Source organism: Alkalilimnicola ehrlichii (assembly GCF_003399765.1).
GTDB lineage: Bacteria > Pseudomonadota > Gammaproteobacteria > Nitrococcales > AK92 > AK92.
Map to the genome: position 1 here is coordinate 1 of NZ_NFZV01000014.1, position 17,673 is coordinate 17,673.

A 17,673-nucleotide genomic window follows, 5' to 3' on the forward strand; every position below is an offset into this window, starting at 1 on the left:
ATGCTGGGTCGGTGAACGGTGTCGCGGAACGGGTAGGAGTCCTCGCTGAGATCCCATAGCGATTCTTGGGTATAGGCGAAGTGGACGTTCGTGAGAGACAAGTAGGGTTCGACGAGGCGCGCTACGGCGCTCGGTGCTGGTCGGGACGTGCCGCTGTATGGCCTTCGGCCCGGTGGAAGCGGTGCCATTGATCTGCGGTAATAATCCGGTCTAAAGGCGTCATCCGCGACGGGCATTGATCTATATCAAGCCCTGGAGATAGCCGGGCGCTTACCTTATTTTGTATGGATCGACGTGACGTCTTCTGGGATGCCTAAGGGACCGAACGATGTACGGGGTGGGCCGAAAGTTATTGCGCTCTCGTGCCGCGCTGGCGGTGCTGCTGCTGGCTGTATGGTCGGTGGCGTTCGCTACGCCTTGCCTGCCGGAGACGTTCGCCGCCGCCTCGGAGAGCGCTCAGCTCGACCAGAACATACCCACCGATGCCTGCGATCAGCATGGGCGCGACTACAAGGTCGGCGCCAGCAAGGCCGCCGACGACAACCGCCAGTTCAAGCTGGCGGCGCTGGCCGGTTTGCCGGAGCCGCCGCTTCTCGCCACCGCCACCCTGGCAGGTTTAGAGGTTTGCCCCGATGAGTTAGTGTCGGAGGCGGGACCTCCGGTTTATCTCGTCACCGCTCGTCTGCGTATCTGATCTACCTGCTGTACGCCTATTGGTATTCCGCCGCTCTCCTCTGGGGAGTCGATATGGATCATTTGCCGAGGCGCAGCATGACCGAGCGTCATCCCCCCGATAGCCGGTCCACGGCCTTGTGGTTGGCGGCCTGTGTGCCCGCTGCTGCATCTTTTCATGCGCCGCAGGCACGAAGGTCGCAAGTACCACTGAACAGCTGTCCGATTGGGCAAGGAGTTTTACTTATGTCCCGCAAGATTATCACTGTGAGCGCGTTGGCGCTGATGCTGAGTATACCGCTGGCCAATGCCGACGAAGCGCATCATGCCGGGCAGTCGAACGCGCAGACGCAGCAGGTGCCTAGCGAGATGAGCACGATGGATATGCAGGGGCGGATGCAAGAGATGCATCAGCACATGCAGACCATGCAGAACCAGATGCAAGCGATTCGGGAGACGGACGACCCGGCTGAGCGCGAACGCTGCTGCGCCAGCATCAGCAGACGATGCAGCAGGCCATGAGCGAGATGGAGAATCACATGCAGATGTGCCAAAAGATGATGCAGCACATGGACAGCGAAGGAGGCATGCACGGCAGTGGTATGGGGCACAGCCACAGCGACCGTTAGGTCGGCGGCTTGAACTAGGTGCTGAGTTGTCGGAGGTGGCTGCTGCCACCTCCGCGGGACACATAATATGAAGGGTTGCCTATGAGTACCGTTGAACCCGTGACAAACTCCGAAGCTGGTCGAGGGCGAGCCGTCCTGACGGTGCCGGGAATGGGCAGTGACCATTGTGCCGGGCTGGTAAAGGCGTCGCTGAACCGTCTCGACGGAGTCGGCGAGATCCGCACCAACGTTGCCAATCACCGCGTGACGGTTAGCTTCGACCCCGAGCGACTCACACCCGAGCAGCTCAAGACAGCTGTCGAGCGGGGCGGCTACGATGTGGTCCGTGTGCAGGAGCACGGCATCGAAACGGCCGGCGAGGTGCGGCTGACGGTGCCGGGTATGGGGAGCGATCATTGCGCGGGCCTGGTGGCCGGCTCGATCAAGCGGCTCCCCGGGATCGCGGCCGTCCGCACCAACATCGCCGAGCATCGGGTGATCGTGCGCTTCGACCCCCGGCAGACCGAGCCGGCCACCATCCGGCTCGCGGTGGAGCGCGCGGGCTATGACGTTGCGGCGGTCGACGAGGGTGCATCCGCGACGCCGGAAGCCGAGGCGGCGATCGAGGAGGCGTATCTGAGCACCGCTTGGCGGCGGCTGTGGATCGCCGCCGTGCCGGCGACGCTGATCATGGTCATCATGATGGTGCACATGTTCGTCGCGCCGATCCCTGGCTATCTTGCTATCGTCGCCATCCTGGCCTTCCCGGTGGTGTTCCTGGCCGGTGGCTGGGCGACACACCGCTCTTCCTGGCGCGCGCTCACCAATCGCACCGCCAACATGGACGTGCTGATCAGCATGGGTAGTCTGCCGCCGTACCTGATCGGCCTGGCCGGTTTCATCTATCCGATGACCTCGTTTATCGAGATGGCGGCCACCATCATGACGTTTCACCTGCTCGGTCGATACCTGGAGGCTCGCGCCAAGGGCCGGGCCTCACAGGCTATCCGCAAACTGGTGATGATGGGTGCGAAGACCGCCAGCGTGCTGCGTGACGGCCAGGAGGTGGAAGTGCCGGTGGCGCAGCTCATGCGCGGGGACCTGATGCTTGTCCGCCCGGGTGGCAAGATTCCTACCGACGGGGAGATCGTCGAGGGCGTCAGCCATGTCGACGAGTCCATCGCCACCGGCGAGTCGGTGCCGGTCGAGAAGGGGCCGGGCGCCGAGGTGATCGGTGCCACCATCAACAAGGAGGGGTTGCTCACGGTGCGGGTCACCCGCGTCGGTGCCGACACCTTCCTCTCACAGGTGATTCGCCTGGTCGAGGAGGCGCAAGGTTCAAAAGTGCCGATTCAGGAGTTTGCCGACCGGCTGACGGCAAGATTTGTGCCGGCGGTGTTGCTGATCTCGCTCGCAAGCTTCCTGGCATGGCTGCTGTTCGCCGATGCTCTGCGACCGATCCTCGAATGGGGGGCCACCTTCCTGCCCTGGGTCAACCCTGAGCTGGGGGCGCTGCCGCTTGCCCTGTTGGCCGGTATTGCCGTGCTGGTGATCGCCTGCCCCTGTGCGCTTGGGCTGGCAACGCCAACTGCTATTATGGTCGGCTCGGGTTTGGGCGCCGAGCGCGGGGTGCTGATCCGCTCTGGCGAGGCCATCCAGTCTATGAAGGACATCCGCATCGTGGTGCTCGATAAGACCGGCACCATCACCAAGGGGCAGCCGGTGCTGGTGGACGTGCTGGCCGAGCCTGGCTTCGATGAGCAGCAGGTGTTGGCCGCCGCCGCGACCATCGAGGCGGGCTCCGAGCACCCGCTGGCGCGAGCAATTGTAGACGGCGCCCGCGGCCGTGGGATCGACTTGCCCAAGGTGGAGCAGTTCCGTTCTCTGACCGCCCGCGGCGTCGAGGGCAAGGTGGCCGGTGTGCGGATACGGGTCGGCAGCCGCCGCTTGCTAGCCGAGTCCGATATTGGCCTTGGACAGTTAGACGAGGGTTTGACCCGGCTCGAGAACGAGGGCAAGACAGCCATGCTCGTTGCCATCGGCGAGCGGGCTGCCGGTATTGTGGCCGTCGCCGACACGGTTAAGGATGAGTCCCGAGCCGCCATCGCTGCTTTCCGCGAGATGGGCATCCGCCCGGTGATGATCACCGGCGACAACGAGCGTACCGCCCGCCACGTCGCCGAGCAGGTCGGTATCGAAGAGGTGTTCGCCGGTGTGCTGCCCGAGGGCAAGGTGGATGCGGTGCGGCATCTGCAGGAAGAGCAGGGTGCCGCGGTGGCTATGGTGGGCGACGGTATCAACGATGCCCCGGCGCTCAAGCAGGCCAACGTCGGCATCGCCATCGGCGCTGGCGCCGATGTCGCCATCGAGGCGGCAGATATCACGCTGGTCAGCGGTGAGCTGACCAAGGTGGTGGAGGCGATCCGCTTGTCCAGAGCGACCTTCGGCAAGATTGTCCAGAACATGTTCTGGGCCTGGGGCTACAACGCAGCGGCCATCCCCATTGCCGCGATAGGTTTGCTGCATCCGATGATCGGCGTGGTCGCTATGACGGCGAGCTCTCTGTCCGTTATCGGCAATTCGCTGCTGCTAAAGCGCACCCGCCTGGGCGTGGATGAGCATAGTGATAGCTAAGGATATTCTCATGTGCGCTTCGGTCAGCGCCTAAAGATAATACTCCGGCAGGCTATAGCCTGCCGGTCTTCTCGTAGAAAAAGTATACGGGCGCCGCCTTCGTACGTCTTTCTCGATCGACCGCTGCCGCAGCGCGTGCCCGCATGGTCGATCTTGGCTTCTGCTAAGGGCACCGAGAATCGCACAGTGTCGCTTGCTCGGTGTGCCTGCCCTTGCTAGGCTTGATGCATGTCAAAGACGTTGCGACGGTCAATATGCTTGGCGGTACTCATGGCGCTTATTGCCGTGACGATAACGCACGGCTATCTCGCCGCCTACTCAGTTGATCACTCCGCAGGGAATGTCGTCGCCGGATGCGACGCGCAGGGTGCTCATCATGCCGAGCTCGAGCACAGCCCGCATTCGGCCGGCGCTCATGGGGCGGCGGACTGTGAGTTCTGCATCCAGTGTCACGCCAGTGTAGCGGCGCTGGGCGTGTTCGTATCCCCCGAACTCTTCTCCGACGTCATTGATACCGCCGGCTTCAGTGTGCTCCCCCTGCGTAGCGAACGTTTTCTACGCCCTCCACGGGCGCTTGCCTAAGGCCCGCAGGCCGGCTGCACCCGTACGCTGGCTTTCCTGGGCGTTTACATAAAGATCATCCCTTACTGTCCATGATTTGGGCGATGTCTTTTCGTAGTGTCCTGCTGCCGAGATGTTCGCTCTTTACATGCATGCTGTAGTCCTGCTGCGTGTCGTCTATGCGCTGTCGGCCGATCAGAGCAGTATGCGCCGGACGTTGGGGTCTTTATCAGCAGTCTCGCAGCGTTGGTTGAATGCCCCGAGCGATGCGGTCCATCGACGTGCAAACAGGGAGGCGCACGATGCCGGAGATCATCCCGAACTGGCATCCGATTTTCGTCAACTTCACTGTCGGACTTCTGGCCACGGCGGTCATGCTCTACCTCGTTGCGCTCGTGCTGCCCGAGCGGTGGGCCGAGCGTACGCGGCTGGTGGCGCGTTGGAACCTGTGGCTGGGAACCGCGTTCACGGTGCTGACCGTGGTCACCGGCCTGCAGGCCTACAACACAGTGCCACATGACGGGCCGGCGCATGCGGCGATGGCGACCCACCGCAACTGGGCGCTGACCACCTTCGTTGGGTTCGTGATCCTGTCCGTGTGGGTAGTGTATACGCGCTTGCTGCGTAACCGGCGCGAGTCTGGGGTGTTCGCGGCGGCGCTAGTAATCGGTGCGGTACTGCTCACGGTGGCCGGCCAGCGGGGCGCGGAAGTGGTTTTTCGCCACGGTGTCGGGGTAGAGCGGCTGCCTGATGTCGACGACCACCAGCACGGTGCACCGGTGCAGGCCGATTCCCCAGAGGAGGAGGACGACCATCCACATTGAGCAGAACCGATCAACTACGCCAACCGCGCGGCGTTGCCGCGCCTTACCGAATCGACAAGGAGTAAGGATCATGCAATACACGAAGCTCTTCGGCGCACTCGCCCTGGCCGTTTGGCTGCTTGCGGTTTCCACCGTACAGGCTCACGCCCCTTTCGAAGGGTCGGTACCGAAGGACGGTGCAACCCTCAGCGCCGAGGAGGTGCCCGAGCAGTTCGAGCTTAAGTTCGGGCATACCCTCCGACTGACCTCTGCGGTGCTGCGTCGCCACGAGGGCGAGGCGGTGAGCCTCGAAACCCCGAACCGGCCCGCCTCCGAACACAGCCTCGCGCTACCGGAACTCGCGCCCGGCCACTATGTCGTTCAGTGGCGCGGCATAGCGGCCGATGGGCACGTGATGTCGGGTAGTGTCGAGTTCACCGTCGCGGCGCGATAAGGCCACGTGATGGGCGCCGACATCGTATGGCAGCTGACAAACTTCGCGCTCCAGCTGCTGACCTACGCGACCGGGCTGTTCGCCTCCGGTGGCGTGTTGTTTCTACTGCTCTTCTCTCGCGTGACAGCGGCCGAGCGCGCCCGCATCGCGTGGGCAGTGCTCGTGCTCGCAGTGATCGGGCTTGCGGTGGCAGCGCTCGTCATCCCCGTGCGGGTGGGCTACCTCAATGCCGGCGGTATCGACGGCATGTTCGATCCGTTTCTACTCGAGATGCTCGCCTTCTCTCCGGTGGGGGTGGGCGTGCTGCTACGGGTGCTCGGTTTTGCGTTGATCGTGCTGGTGATCTGGCGTCACCCGCTGGGCGCCTGGGTTAGCGGAACCGGCGCGCTGCTCGTAATTGCCTCGCTTACCGTGACCGGACATGCAGGGGTATACGACGCACTGATCGGTCGGAGTCTGATCGCGATACATCTGGTGGGCGCCGCGTATTGGCTAGGGGCCCTTTGGCCGCTGCTGCTTATCGTCCGGGCAGGGGAGCATGCGCGGGCCGGGGCGATTCTCGAACGCTTCGGAGTGATTGCGATGTTCCTGGTCGGCGCCCTGGTGCTGGCCGGGGTGGTGCTCTCCGTCCTGCTGCTGGGCAGCCTCGCGGCGCTTTGGCAGACCGCGTACGGGATTACGCTGATGATCAAGCTCGCCCTGGTCGCTGTGCTGCTTTTGCTGGCGGCGCTCAACCGTTTCCGTCTGGTGCCTGGGCTGATAGCGGGCGACGGGCAGGCGGCCGGCGCGCTCAGGGGAGCGATCGCCCTCGAGATCGTTCTCGCGCTGCTGATCCTGCTGACCACCGCGATCCTAACCACATACTTCTCGCCGTTCGGCTAGCGGCCGAACTTGCTACAAGGATTTTCCGATGCTGCGCATAAAGAAATACCGACACCTCAGCTCCAAAGGGCTTTTGATCGCCTTGCCGCTGACTCTCGCCGGTTGTGCGACCGCGTACGAACCGCAGCCGCTCAGCGCCGCCCATCCGGCGAGCGCGGAGGCTGTCCAGGCACCGATGCCCCAACCCTCTAACGTGCTCACCGGCCGCCCGCCGATCGAGCCGGCGGCGGATACCGGCGAGCCCGGCGTTATGCAGGAACGCGATCATATGAACCATGACGACCATAGGCACATGGATCACGACCATCACGACCATCACGACCACGGCGACCACGGCGACCACGGCGACCACGGAGGGCATTAAGTATGGTACGCCCTGTCGTTTGGATAGCCTCCGTCACAGGCGCCCTGGCGCTGCTGGCTGGTTGCGCCACGATCGAGCCGCGTGCGGGCTTTGCGGAAGTCCGCACCGAAGCGTCGGAGCGTGGCCTGCCTGAGGTTCAATGGATCCGCGGCACGGAAGAGGATCAAGCGGTGACCGAAGCCATTCGGGAGATCCTCGAGCGCGACTCGCTCAAGGTCGACGAGGCGGTGCAGATCGCACTGCTCAACAACCGCAACCTCCAAGCCGTTTATGCCGATCTGGGGGTCGCGCAGGCCGAGCTCGTCGGGGCTGGCCTCCTGCAAAATCCGGTCTTCAGCGCTGGCGTGCTTTTCCCGCTCAACGGCGGCTCTTCTGAACTTACGCTCGGCGTCAGTCAGGGTTTTCTCGATGTGTTTTACATCCCGCTACGGATTCGGGTGGCCGAGGCGCAGTTCGATGCGGCCAAAAAACGGGTGACGGGGGCCGTGCTGGATCATGCCCATCGCACGCGCGTGGCCTTCTATGCCGTGCAGGCTGCACAGCAGCGGCTCGAGATGCGCGAGCAGGTCGTATTGGCCACCGGGCTTGCGCTGGAGTTTTCCGAGCGGCTGCGCGATGCGGGCAACATCACCGCGCTGGCGCTTGCACAGGAACGGGTGCTGCACGAAGAGGCGCGCCTGGCGCAAGCCGAGGCCGAGGTGGAGCTGATCGCTGCCCGCGAGCGGCTGAATGTCTTGATGGGCGTGTGGGGTCCGCAGACGACTTGGACGATTGCCGACCGCCTGCCCGAGGTGCCGGCAGAACCCGCGCCCATTGAGGCGGTCGAAGCTCGGGCGATCGAGGCAAGCCTGGATCTGCGGATCGCACGCCGACAGCTGGAAGCCCTGGGCCAGCAGTTCGGGATCGTCAACGCGACGACGTTGGTTCCGGCACTCGAGGTCGGCGTCGAGGCCGAGCGCGCCGACGGTGAGTGGTCCGCCGGTCCGGAACTCTCGATCGGCCTTCCGTTGTTCGACCGTGGGCAAGCCAGGCGCGCAGCGGCGCGCGAGGAGATCGGCCGCCAGCAGCACTTGTACGTTGCCCGCGCGGTCGAGGTTCGAGCGGTAGCGCGCGAGGCCTATCTGCGTCGGCAGCTCGCGGCGCAGCGGGTGGCGTTTATCCGTGAGCTGCTGTTGCCGCTTCGGGAGCGCATTACCCGGGAATCCCAGCTTCATTACAACGCTATGCAGATCGGCGTTCCTCAGCTCTTGATCGAGCTTGGCGAGCGATACGTCAACGAGCTCTACCGCTACTGGCGGGCGGATGCCGAACTCGAACTAATTCTTTCCGGCCAGCTGCCCGCCGGCAGCCGCGACTGAGGGGCTCCCTCAGCTCTTGTAGAGGATAAGGCGATGGATGTGACGCGTAGAAACATGTTGAAAGGGGCTGGGGCGGCGCTCGTGGCCGGCACCGGTGTGCTGCATTATGCCGGCAAGGTCGGCGCCCAGGAGGCTGCGGCAGTGGAGCGCACGCCGGTCTGGACCCGACCGCCGCTTGAGCCGGGGCGGCGCGGAGCGGACTACCAGCCGGTGGTGACGCCTAACGGGGCGAGCCTCGAATATCGGGTGGTTGACGGGGTTAAAGTTTATCACCTTATTGTCGAGCCCGTTCGCCATGAATTCGCGCCGGGCCTGCGGGCCAATCTCTGGGGGTTCAACGGTCGGGTTCATGGGCCCACGATAGAGGCGGTAGAAGGCGATCGAGTCAGGATCTACGTAACCAACCGGCTTCCTGCCGAGACTTCGATCCACTGGCATGGCGTCCTACTGCCCAGCGGTATGGACGGCGTGGCGGGCCTCAGTCAGGCGCCGATTCGTCCGGGCGAGACTTTCAAGTACGAGTGGACCTTCCATCAGCACGGGATGCTGATGTACCACTCGCATCACAATGAGATGACGCAGATGGCTATGGGGATGATGGGGGCGCTGGTCGTGCATCCGCGCCGGGCGCAGGATCGCCGACCTGTCGACCGAGACTTCGCGCTGGTGCTGAGTGAGTGGGCGATCCATGCCGGTACCGAGCGGCCGGACCCGAACGAGATGGAGGCACTAAATCTCTTTACCATCAATGCCAAGGCCTTCCCCGGCACCGCGCCGCTGGTGGTGCGCACAGGGGATCGGGTACGTATTCGCATTGCCAACCCCAGCGCAGAAAACCACCACCCGATACATATCCACGGTCACAAGTTCACCGTCGTAGAAACCGACGGGGGGTGATTCCCGAAGCAGGTCGCTGGCCGGAGACCACCGTGATCGTGCCCGTAGGTTCTACCCGCACCATCGAGTTCGTCGCCGACAACCCTGGCGACTGGGCGCTGCATTGCCATATGACCCATCACATAATGAACCAGATGGGGCACGGCATCCCGAACATGATCGGGGTCGATCCGGGCGATTTCGACGAGCGGATGCAGAGTATGCTGCCTGGTTACATGACCATGGGCGAGACGGGGATGGGCGATCACGGCGAGCACGTCGAGGCGGGGCACATGCGAGTACCGGAGAATAGCATCCCCATGGTCGGCATGCCCGGGCCGCGCGGTTATATCACCATGGGCGGCATGGTCACCGTCCTCAAGGTCCGCGACGAGCTGGAGAACTACGATGAAGATCCGGGCTGGTACGAGAACCCGGAGGGTACCGAGGCGCGGCTCGCCCGCGAGGAAGAGCTGCGGCGCGACGGTATCGATGTTTCGCCGCGCGAGGAGGTGCCCGACGAGCGGCGCCCTGTTCACGAGGGACATCATTGAACTGACCGTTTGGGCACCTAGCGTCCGTGGCTACCTCGGTGTCTACATTGAGTACCGGGGCGTGCTGATTTGTAGCCAGCGGCAACGTGGTCCACAACCTACGGAGGGTGGAGTTCACGCGGACGGAAGGTAACCACGAGACCGAAGGGCGGAGTCGTCGCTTTTATTCGCTCAGGCGGCCATTTTGCGGCATTCCTCGGCACAGCGCCGACAGGCCTGCGCACATTCCTTACAGTGCCCGTGCTCGTGTTGCTCGCACTCTGCTGCACAAGTATCGCAGAGTTCTGCGCACAGCTTGCAAATGGCACTAACTTTCGCGCTGTCGCGCGCCATGTAGCCCGCAGCAAGCCGGCATATTTCGGCACAGTCGATGTCGAGCTTGATACATTCGGCCAACATGTTGACATCCTGCTCCTGCAGACAGGCGGCGGCGCAATGGTCGCAGGCGGCTGCGCAAGCGTAGCAGGCATCAATACAAGATCGGTATTTGTCGTGTGCCATCGTGGTCTCCTTCCACTGGCGGTTGCGGGTGCCAAATCTCTAGCGACATGGGATGTTAGGGCCGGTTAACGGTGTCAGCGCGTCCTCGTCGATTACGAGCAGCGCAAGCGCCTGTCGAAACCAGGCTTCTCGCTATTGCTTGCGCTGCTGAGAGTGCGCGCCACCCGGCTGCGAGATTTCTGCTACCGTCTCCGCTGCCAGCCCATAGGGAGCGATGGCGGCAACCAGATCCGCCTGAGCCAGAACGCCTATGGGTTGTTGGTCATGATTGCGTACTAGCAACCGGCGCACTTTCTCCCGCTTCATTATCTCCGCCGCTGTGTAAATGTCGTCGTCGGCATAGCAAAAGACCGGCTTGGATGTCATGCAGCAGTCTATGCTGGTGCTGGCGGAGCGGCCCGCGGCGACGCGCGGGTGGTAATGTCACGGTCGGTGACTGTGCCGATTATTTCGTCGTGTTCGTCTACCACCGGCAGCATGCCGATGTCTTGCTCCCGCATTAGCTGTGCCGCAGTCCGGATACTGTCCGTGGTCTTTACCTGCTGATAGCCACGCGTCATGGCCTCAACTACAACCATAGCGCTCTCCTTGTCGTATCGCTTTGTCTCGCACTGCACTTAGTGGGTCTGGCGGACTTATTCCAAAAGCCTGTAGACAAATTCGCTGATGCCGTCTAATAGCATCTGCACGCTGAGCAGGATCAGCAGCATACCCATTAAGCGTTCCATGGCGCGTAGGCCGCGCTCGGAGAAGATACGGTAGAAGCTGCCGGAGGCTAGGAGAATGACGGCGCTGGCCGCCCAGGCGAGAATCAGCGCCGCCAACCACTCCAACACTCGGCCCGGCTCACGGCTAACGAGCAGAAGCAAGACCGCAATAACCGACGGGCCTGCCACCAGCGGCACCGCCAGCGGTACGAAAAACGGGTCTTCGTCTTGCGCCACTACGCCGTACTGGGCAGGGAAAATCATACGTAGCGCGATGAGAAAGAGGATAATACCGCCGGCGATGCTTAACGCCTCCTGGCGCAGCTCCAGTACGCCAAGCAGAGCGTTGCCGGCGAAGAGGAACAGCAGCATCACAGCCAGAGCGAACAGCAGTTCGCGGATGATGACGTAGCGACGACGGGATGGTGTCATACCGCGTAGCACAGCCAGAAATACCGGAATATTACCGATGGGGTCGATGATCAGGAATAGCAGTAGGGCGGTGCCGACAATATCCATGGCCAAGATCCTTCTGCCTGTCGTGTCGCTACGATTGCATTGGTATTACTTTAGCGATTGAGTCCAGCCGGCCAGAGAACACCTGCCTAATAGCGCCTCCCGCCTTTCTTGGTTGAGGTTATCGATCTCCTTCGAATTATTTCTTCCTATTGAGCATCAAATAACGACGCTCGAAGCGAGCGTAAAGCGAAGCGGATGCTGTTGGCACTGTTGCGCTTGTCTGGCTGGTAACGCCAATAAGGTTTCCGCTTATAACCGAGCCGGGCGTGAGTTCTGGCGCGCAATCCCCAGTTTCTTCTTGAACGGCTACCTAAGCAAAAGCGCGATGTTAGCGAATAAACCGGCGAGTATGCCCGCTTGGTCAGACATTTTTGATGGTAGGACGTATCGGCAGAGCTAACAGCGGGCGTAGGCGAAGTAAGTAAGAGGTACAGTGATGCGCGTGCCGGGCGGTACAAGAATTTGGCTTATTGTCGGCGTGCTTGCCCTTGTGGTTATCTGGATTGCAAGCGGAGTGTTGTTGCGGGACGGCGAGCCGGAGGCGGCGGCAGGCCCTCCCGAGGATCAGCGGACTGCGGTGGCCGTTCGCGTATCGCAGGCGGAGCCTGTTGAACGGCTACTCGTCTTGCAAGGCGACCTGCGGCCGGAACAAGTCGTTCTGGTGCGAGCCGAAACCGGTGGCCAAGTGTTGGCTTGGCAGGTGCCTCGAGGCGCCGCGGTCAGCAGCGGCGATCTGTTAGCAGAACTTGAGTTGGGCGAGCGAGAGTCGCAGCTGCGACAAGCACAGGCGCAAGTTAATGTAGCGGAACATCAGCTACGAGCGACGAGGCAGCTGGTCGAGGATGGCTACGAGCCGGAGATTCAGTTAGACAGCGCTCTTGCCGAGCTGGAGGCCGCCCAAGCCCAACTGGCTGCTATCGAAGAGGACATCGATCGTACGCGGATTCGAGCGCCGATCCCAGGGCGGGTTAACGAGCGGATCGCGGAACGGGGCGATTTCGTTGCTGCGGGCGGCGAAGTCGCACAAATCGTTAACAACGACCCCCTGCGGGCGACTGTGCAGGTGCCTCAGCACAGCATCGATCAGGTTGAGGTAGGGCAAAGCGCTCGGGTCAATATTCTTCGCTTTGGCGTGGTAGAGGGAGAAGTCACCTTCGTTAGTACCTTTGCCGATCCGGCGACCCGCACCTTCGTTGTCGAAGTCGAAATCCCAAACCAAGACCAAATCTTGCCGGCGGGTACCAGCGCGGAAGTAGAGATTCCCACCCAAGCGGTACCGGCGCACCTCGTCTCGCCAGCCATCATCGGTCTCGATGACGAAGGCCGCGTCGGGGTGAAAACGGTTGACGACCGCGGCCGCGTTGTCTTCCACCCCATCGAGGTCGTGCGCGCCGAGCGCCAAGGTTTATGGGTCGCAGGGCTTCCCGAAGAAGCCCGCATCATTACTGTAGGGCAAGGTTTTGTCCGGGCGGGAGAAGACGTTATTGCCCGCGCGGAGGAGGTTCTGGAGGTCGGACAAGCCGAGGAGGGTGAGGAATGAAGGCCATCCTTGCCGGCTTGCTCAGCCGCGGGCGAACCCTGTTGCTGTTGCTTCTACTGCTGGTAACCGCGGGTGGCGGCGCCTATCTAGCGGCGCCGAAGGAGGCTGCGCCCGATATCGATATCCCTATTTCTTTGTCACTGTGACTTATCCGGGCGTGTCGGCCGAAGATGCCGAACGCCTTTTGCTAGAGCCTTTGGAGCGGGAGCTACAACAGCTCGAAGGCTTGGACGAGATGATTTCTAACGCGGGGGAGGGGTTCGGCGTCGTTCGTTTGGATTTTATCCCAGGCTTCGATAGCCGTACCGCGATGCTCGATGTGCAGCAGGCGGTCGATGTCGCCGAGCCGGAACTACCGGCGGGGGCGGATGCGCCGGTCGTCAATGAAGTCAATATGGATTTGTTCCCCATTCTCAGCATTGTCTTATCCGGCCCCTTGGAGGAGCGAAGCTTGCAGCAGGTCGCCCGTAATTTACGGGATCGATTGGAAGGTATCGAGGGCGTTTTGGAGATTGATATTCATGGGGAGCGCGAGGAGGTCATGGAGGTTTTGGTCGACCCGACCGTCATGGAAACCTATGAGATCTCCTTTCAGGAAGTCGCTAACGCCATCGAGCAGAACAATCAGCTCGTGCCCGCCGGTTCGGTGCATGCCGGTGTCGGCCGTATCGGCGTCATCGTGCCGGGCACCATCGAAGATATGAGCGATGTCCTCAACGTTGCGGTTCGGGTCGAGGATGGCACGGTGATTACGGTCGCCGACGTTGCCGAGGTGCGGGAAGGGTTCACGGACCCGGAGAGCTTTTCTCGTATTAACGGGCAGTTGGCGATGACGCTCGATGTTAGACCGCGCACGGGCGCCAACGTGCTGGCTACCGTTGCAGAGGTTCTGGAAGAGATCGATCAGGCGCGGGCCGATTGGCCCGAGAGCTTGCAGGTCACGTTATTACAAGACCAGGCCGATCAGATCGACGACATGCTCGGCGACCTTGAAAACACGGTAATCGTGGCGGTGCTGTTGGTGGCGCTGACCATCATCGCCGCTTTAGGCCTGCGTGCCGCGTTACTGGTTGCGATCGCCGTTCCCGGCGCCTTTCTAACGGGCGTTCTCGCGCTCTACAGCATGGGGTTTACGCTGAATATGGTGGTGTTGTTCGGCCTGATTTTGGTCGTCGGCATGTTGGTGGACGGCGCTATTGTGGTCGTCGAGCTAGCCGATCGCTACATCACCGAGGGGGAAGATCGGCGCGAGGCTTTTCTGCACGCCGCGCAGCGTATGGCGTGGCCGATTACCGGCTCGGTGGCGACGACCATTGCCGTTTTTGTGCCCATGCTGTTTTGGCCGGGAATGATCGGCGAATTCATTGTTTACCTGCCGGCGACCGTTATCGTTACGCTGCTTGCCTCGTTGCTGATGGCGTTGGTGTTTGTGCCGGCTTTGGGGCAAACCTTCGGCCCGCGGCACGTCGTCGAAGATGCCAAGATGCGGCGGTTGCAAGCGGCGGAGGCGGGTAATTTTGACGATGCGGGTAAGGTCGTCGTTAAGTATGTCGGCCTATTGCGTCGCCTTTGTCGGCGGCCAGCCCTGACGTTGGCGGGAACGGTCGCATTAGCGGTGGGGCTTTATCTGATGTATGCCGCGCTGGGGCGAGGCGTTGAGTTTTTTCCCAACATCGAGCCGGAAGCGTTGCAAGTGCAGGTTCAAGCGCGGGGCGATCTTTCCGTATGGGAGGCCGACGAACTGGTTCAGCAGGTTGAGCAACGCCTTATGGGGGTAGAGGGCGTTAAAGCTGTTAACACACAGACAATCGCCGATCAGCAAATACGCCTGGAACAGGATCTGCCCGCCGATGCCATCGGTGTCATCCGTCTTGAATTGGAGCATTGGCGGGTGCGGCCACCAGCGGCCGAGATCTCCGCCGTGGCACGAGAGCGCACGGCAGGCATGGCCGGTTTACAAATTCAGGTACGCGAGGAAGAGCAGGGGCCGGATGCCGGGCGTCCGATCGTCGTCGAGCTGAGTGGCGAACAGCGGCCGCTGCTGCTGGAGGCGGTGCGGCAGGTGCGTGATTTGATGGCTGATCTAGGCGGTTTTGTCGATATCCAAGATGATCGGCCTACGCCTGGGGTGGAGTTGCGGATGGCCGTCGATCGTGAGGAGGCCGCGCGTTACGGCGCCGACGTATCTATGCTCGGTCAGGCGGTGCAGATGCTGACCGCCGGTGCGGTTTTAGGCGTGTACCGGCCGGAGTACAGCGACGAAGAAGTCGATATTCGTATGCGTTTTCCTTTGGAGCGTCGGAATGTCGAGGATCTGGCCCGGCTTCGGGTGCCGACCCCGAGTGGCATGGTACCGATTACCAACTTTGTAACGATGGAGGCCGCACCGGCGACAGGGCTTATTAATCGGGTCGATGGTCGACCTGCTTACCGGGTTGAAGCGGATGCGGCGGAGGGGCGACTGCCGAACGAACAAATCAACCGCTTGCGAGAAGCGCTAGCGACGGCCGAGCTGCCGGAGGGCGTTGAGTTTGTTTTTCGAGGCCAAGCGGAGGATCAAGAAGAGGCGGGGCAATTTCTGCTGACGGCATTTCTGGTCTCGATTTTCCTGATGTACATGATCATGGTGACGCAGTTCAACAGCCTCTCGCAAGCTGCGTTGGTGATGTCGGCAATCGTGTTCTCGACGGCTGGGGTTTTGTTGGGGCTTTTGGTGCGTGGTCAGCCGTTTAACGTCGTCATGAGCGGTATCGGGATTTTGGCGCTTGCCGGCATCGTGGTTAACAACAACATCGTTCTGATCGATACCTACAATGTGATTCGCAGACAAGGCGTTGAGAAGGTCGAAGCGGCTTTGAGGGCGGGCGCCCAACGTCTGCGCCCCGTTTTATTGACGGCTATTACCACTATTCTTGGCTTGTCGCCGATGGTGTTGGGTTTAACGATCGACTTTGTCGAGCGGGACATCTACTTCGGTGCTCCCGCCACCCAGTGGTGGGTTTCGCTTGCCACGGCCATCGTCGGCGGGCTAGTCGTCACGACACCGCTAACGCTTTTATTTACCCCGGCTATGCTGGTCTGGTTGGACCGCGGTATGCCGGACGGGCAGGATCAAGAGCCGAAAGGGACTCCGGTATGAATGCAGATGCTGGTGTGAGTAAGCGCGGGACAATCATAGGCGTAACGATTAAATGCTGCTTCAGTTTAGCCGTGGCGTTGGCGCTATTGGTAGGTTCGCCGGCGCAGGCGCAACGCGCGGATCTGTTGACGCTGTATCGGCTTGCAGAAGAGCGTGATCCGCAACTGGCTGCGGCCCGCGAACAGCGCCGCGCGCAACAGGAGCAGGTTCCGTTGGCGCGTTCCAACCTGTTGCCGCAGATCAGCGCCTCCGCCAATGCCAACCGTGTTTGGGAGGATACCCAGTTTGGCGATTCGCCGCCTCCGCAAGAGCCTGGAGCAGCGCCGATGATGGGGGAAGGCGATGCTAGCTACAACACGGCCAATATCGGGATAAGCGTCAATCAGGTGCTTTTCCGGCAAGAGGCGTTCATTGCGTTACGGCAGGCGCGGATTGTGGATGATCTAGCCGATGCGGAATTTCTATCGGTCAATCAGCAGTTGGCCTTACGAGTGGCGGATGCCTATTTTGCCGTGCTAGAAGCGGAGGACGCCGTGCGCAGCTTTGAGGCCGAGCTTGAGACGGTCGAGCACGAGCTTCAGCGCGCCGAGCGCCGCTACGAACTGGGCGTCGGCGCTATTACTGAAGTCAACGACGCCCGAGCGCGTTACGCGGCCACCCGAGCAAGTTTGTTACAGGCACGCAGTCAAGTGCGTTTAGCAGGCGAAACCTTAAGGCGCACGGTTAACGCCCCGGTCAGCGCCGTGTTTCGCCTCCCCGAGGGCTTCGAGCCTGAGCGGCCGCAGCCCGATGCTCCGAGCGCCTGGGCGGAGCTTGCGGAGCGGCAGAGCGTCGAGGTGAGGTTATCTGAGCTGTCGTTGGATGTGGCGCAAGCCGGCGTGGACGTCGCGCGGTCAGAGCGTTATCCCCGGCTTGATCTGGTGGCAAACCTACAACGCGATTACCAGGGCGAGAACCCTATGGCGGGCGGTGGCAGTATGGAGACGGACCGAGCCAGTATCGGCATTCAATTATCGGTGCCGCTTTACACCGGCGGCGGTATTAGCGCGGGTGCGCGGCAAGCGCTTGCCGAGCGAGAAACGGCTTTCCATCAACTGCTTGATGCTCGCCGCAACGCTGCGTTGCAGGCGGAATCGGCGTTTATCGCCTTAGAGTCGAGTCTGGAGCAAATCGGCGCGTTGGTGGAAGCGCTGCAAGCCGCCCGCCTGTCGGAAGACTCTACCGAGCGAGGGTTGGAACTAGGTCAGCGGACAACGCTTGATCTACTGAACGTGCAACGGGAAAGGTTTCAGGTCGAGCGCGATTTAGCGGCGGCCCGCTACGAGTATTTATTGGCTTATATTGAGTTGTACACTGCGGTCGCCGGCCCGTCGAGGAGACGCTGGCGCAGGTTAATGCCTTGTTGGCGCGTGAATAATGATCGGTCCCCTTATCCTTTTGCGGGGATGCAGAGTGCCCTGCTTTCTCTGGTCAGGCGCGTGGTTTGGCAATGGTTGTAGCC

16 protein-coding genes and 2 pseudogenes are annotated in these 17,673 nt (G+C 61.8%); 14 read left to right on the forward strand and 4 right to left on the reverse strand.

Features of this window, described 5'->3' with window-relative positions; translation table 11 throughout:
• Nucleotides 1-337: 337 nt before the first annotated feature.
• From CAI21_RS13540 to CAI21_RS26005, 11 genes and pseudogenes are all read left to right on the forward strand, one after another.
• Nucleotides 338-694, forward strand: coding sequence for a hypothetical protein (locus tag CAI21_RS13540; RefSeq protein ID WP_147305113.1), 357 nt, complete (start codon nt 338-340; stop codon nt 692-694).
• A gap of 132 nt (nt 695-826) precedes the next feature.
• Nucleotides 827-886, forward strand: coding sequence for a DUF2933 domain-containing protein (locus tag CAI21_RS26000; RefSeq protein WP_404840875.1), 60 nt, complete (start codon nt 827-829; stop codon nt 884-886).
• A 32-nt stretch (nt 887-918) separates the two neighbouring features.
• Nucleotides 919-1,194: a hypothetical protein gene (locus CAI21_RS13550; RefSeq protein ID WP_116302776.1), complete on the forward strand. Its 276-nt coding sequence runs from the start codon at nt 919-921 to the stop codon at nt 1,192-1,194.
• A 188-nt stretch (nt 1,195-1,382) separates the two neighbouring features.
• Nucleotides 1,383-3,914, forward strand: a complete 2,532-nt coding sequence (locus tag CAI21_RS13555; protein ID WP_116302777.1) for a heavy metal translocating P-type ATPase — start codon at nt 1,383-1,385, stop codon at nt 3,912-3,914.
• Between the two features lie 228 nt (nt 3,915-4,142).
• Nucleotides 4,143-4,496 (forward strand): DUF2946 family protein, encoded by a 354-nt coding sequence (locus CAI21_RS13560; RefSeq protein WP_116302778.1) that lies wholly within the window; start codon nt 4,143-4,145, stop codon nt 4,494-4,496.
• Nucleotides 4,497-4,777: 281 nt separating this feature from the next.
• Entirely contained in the window at nt 4,778-5,299 is a 522-nt protein-coding gene (locus tag CAI21_RS13565) for a DUF2231 domain-containing protein (protein WP_181919426.1), read from the forward strand.
• A gap of 70 nt (nt 5,300-5,369) precedes the next feature.
• On the forward strand, nt 5,370-5,732 hold the full coding sequence (locus CAI21_RS13570; protein ID WP_181919427.1) for a copper resistance CopC family protein: 363 nt from the start codon (nt 5,370-5,372) through the stop codon (nt 5,730-5,732).
• 9 nt (nt 5,733-5,741) lie between these two features.
• Nucleotides 5,742-6,614 carry a CopD family protein gene (locus CAI21_RS13575; RefSeq protein ID WP_116302781.1) on the forward strand — a complete coding sequence of 291 codons (873 nt, stop codon included), beginning with the start codon at nt 5,742-5,744 and terminating at the stop codon, nt 6,612-6,614.
• A 28-nt stretch (nt 6,615-6,642) separates the two neighbouring features.
• Nucleotides 6,643-6,978, forward strand: coding sequence for a hypothetical protein (locus CAI21_RS23220; protein ID WP_181919428.1), 336 nt, complete (start codon nt 6,643-6,645; stop codon nt 6,976-6,978).
• A 2-nt stretch (nt 6,979-6,980) separates the two neighbouring features.
• On the forward strand, nt 6,981-8,336 hold the full coding sequence (locus CAI21_RS13585; RefSeq protein WP_116302782.1) for a TolC family protein: 1,356 nt from the start codon (nt 6,981-6,983) through the stop codon (nt 8,334-8,336).
• A 39-nt stretch (nt 8,337-8,375) separates the two neighbouring features.
• Nucleotides 8,376-9,766: pseudogene (locus tag CAI21_RS26005) on the forward strand (multicopper oxidase family protein).
• 171 nt (nt 9,767-9,937) lie between these two features.
• Here the strand turns inward: CAI21_RS26005 and CAI21_RS13595 are convergent.
• The 4 genes from CAI21_RS13595 to CAI21_RS13610 form a co-directional block, all read right to left on the reverse strand.
• Complete coding sequence (locus tag CAI21_RS13595; RefSeq protein WP_116302783.1) at nt 9,938-10,267, reverse strand: four-helix bundle copper-binding protein; 330 nt, start codon at nt 10,265-10,267, stop codon at nt 9,938-9,940.
• A 132-nt stretch (nt 10,268-10,399) separates the two neighbouring features.
• A complete protein-coding gene (locus CAI21_RS13600; RefSeq protein WP_116302784.1) occupies nt 10,400-10,633 on the reverse strand; it encodes a CBS domain-containing protein in 234 nt (77 codons plus the stop codon).
• Between the two features lie 8 nt (nt 10,634-10,641).
• The gene (locus CAI21_RS13605) at nt 10,642-10,845 is read right to left on the reverse strand and encodes a CBS domain-containing protein (protein WP_116302785.1); all 204 of its coding nucleotides are present in this window, start codon (nt 10,843-10,845) and stop codon (nt 10,642-10,644) included.
• 57 nt (nt 10,846-10,902) lie between these two features.
• On the reverse strand, nt 10,903-11,493 hold the full coding sequence (locus tag CAI21_RS13610; RefSeq protein WP_116302786.1) for a YhgN family NAAT transporter: 591 nt from the start codon (nt 11,491-11,493) through the stop codon (nt 10,903-10,905).
• Between the two features lie 436 nt (nt 11,494-11,929).
• On the opposite strand from CAI21_RS13610, the gene CAI21_RS13615 reads away from it, so the two are divergent.
• The 3 genes and pseudogenes from CAI21_RS13615 to CAI21_RS13625 all read left to right on the forward strand — a co-directional run bounded on the left by CAI21_RS13615 (nt 11,930) and on the right by CAI21_RS13625 (nt 17,671).
• A complete protein-coding gene (locus CAI21_RS13615; RefSeq protein WP_116302787.1) occupies nt 11,930-13,033 on the forward strand; it encodes an efflux RND transporter periplasmic adaptor subunit in 1,104 nt (367 codons plus the stop codon).
• Nucleotides 13,030-16,172, forward strand: a pseudogene (locus tag CAI21_RS13620) (efflux RND transporter permease subunit). The gene CAI21_RS13615 and the pseudogene CAI21_RS13620 overlap by 4 nt, the downstream one beginning before the upstream one ends.
• A complete protein-coding gene (locus CAI21_RS13625) occupies nt 16,169-17,671 on the forward strand; it encodes a TolC family outer membrane protein (protein ID WP_116302788.1) in 1,503 nt (500 codons plus the stop codon). Before CAI21_RS13620 ends, CAI21_RS13625 begins: the two are co-directional and overlap by 4 nt.
• Nucleotides 17,672-17,673 lie beyond the last annotated feature (2 nt).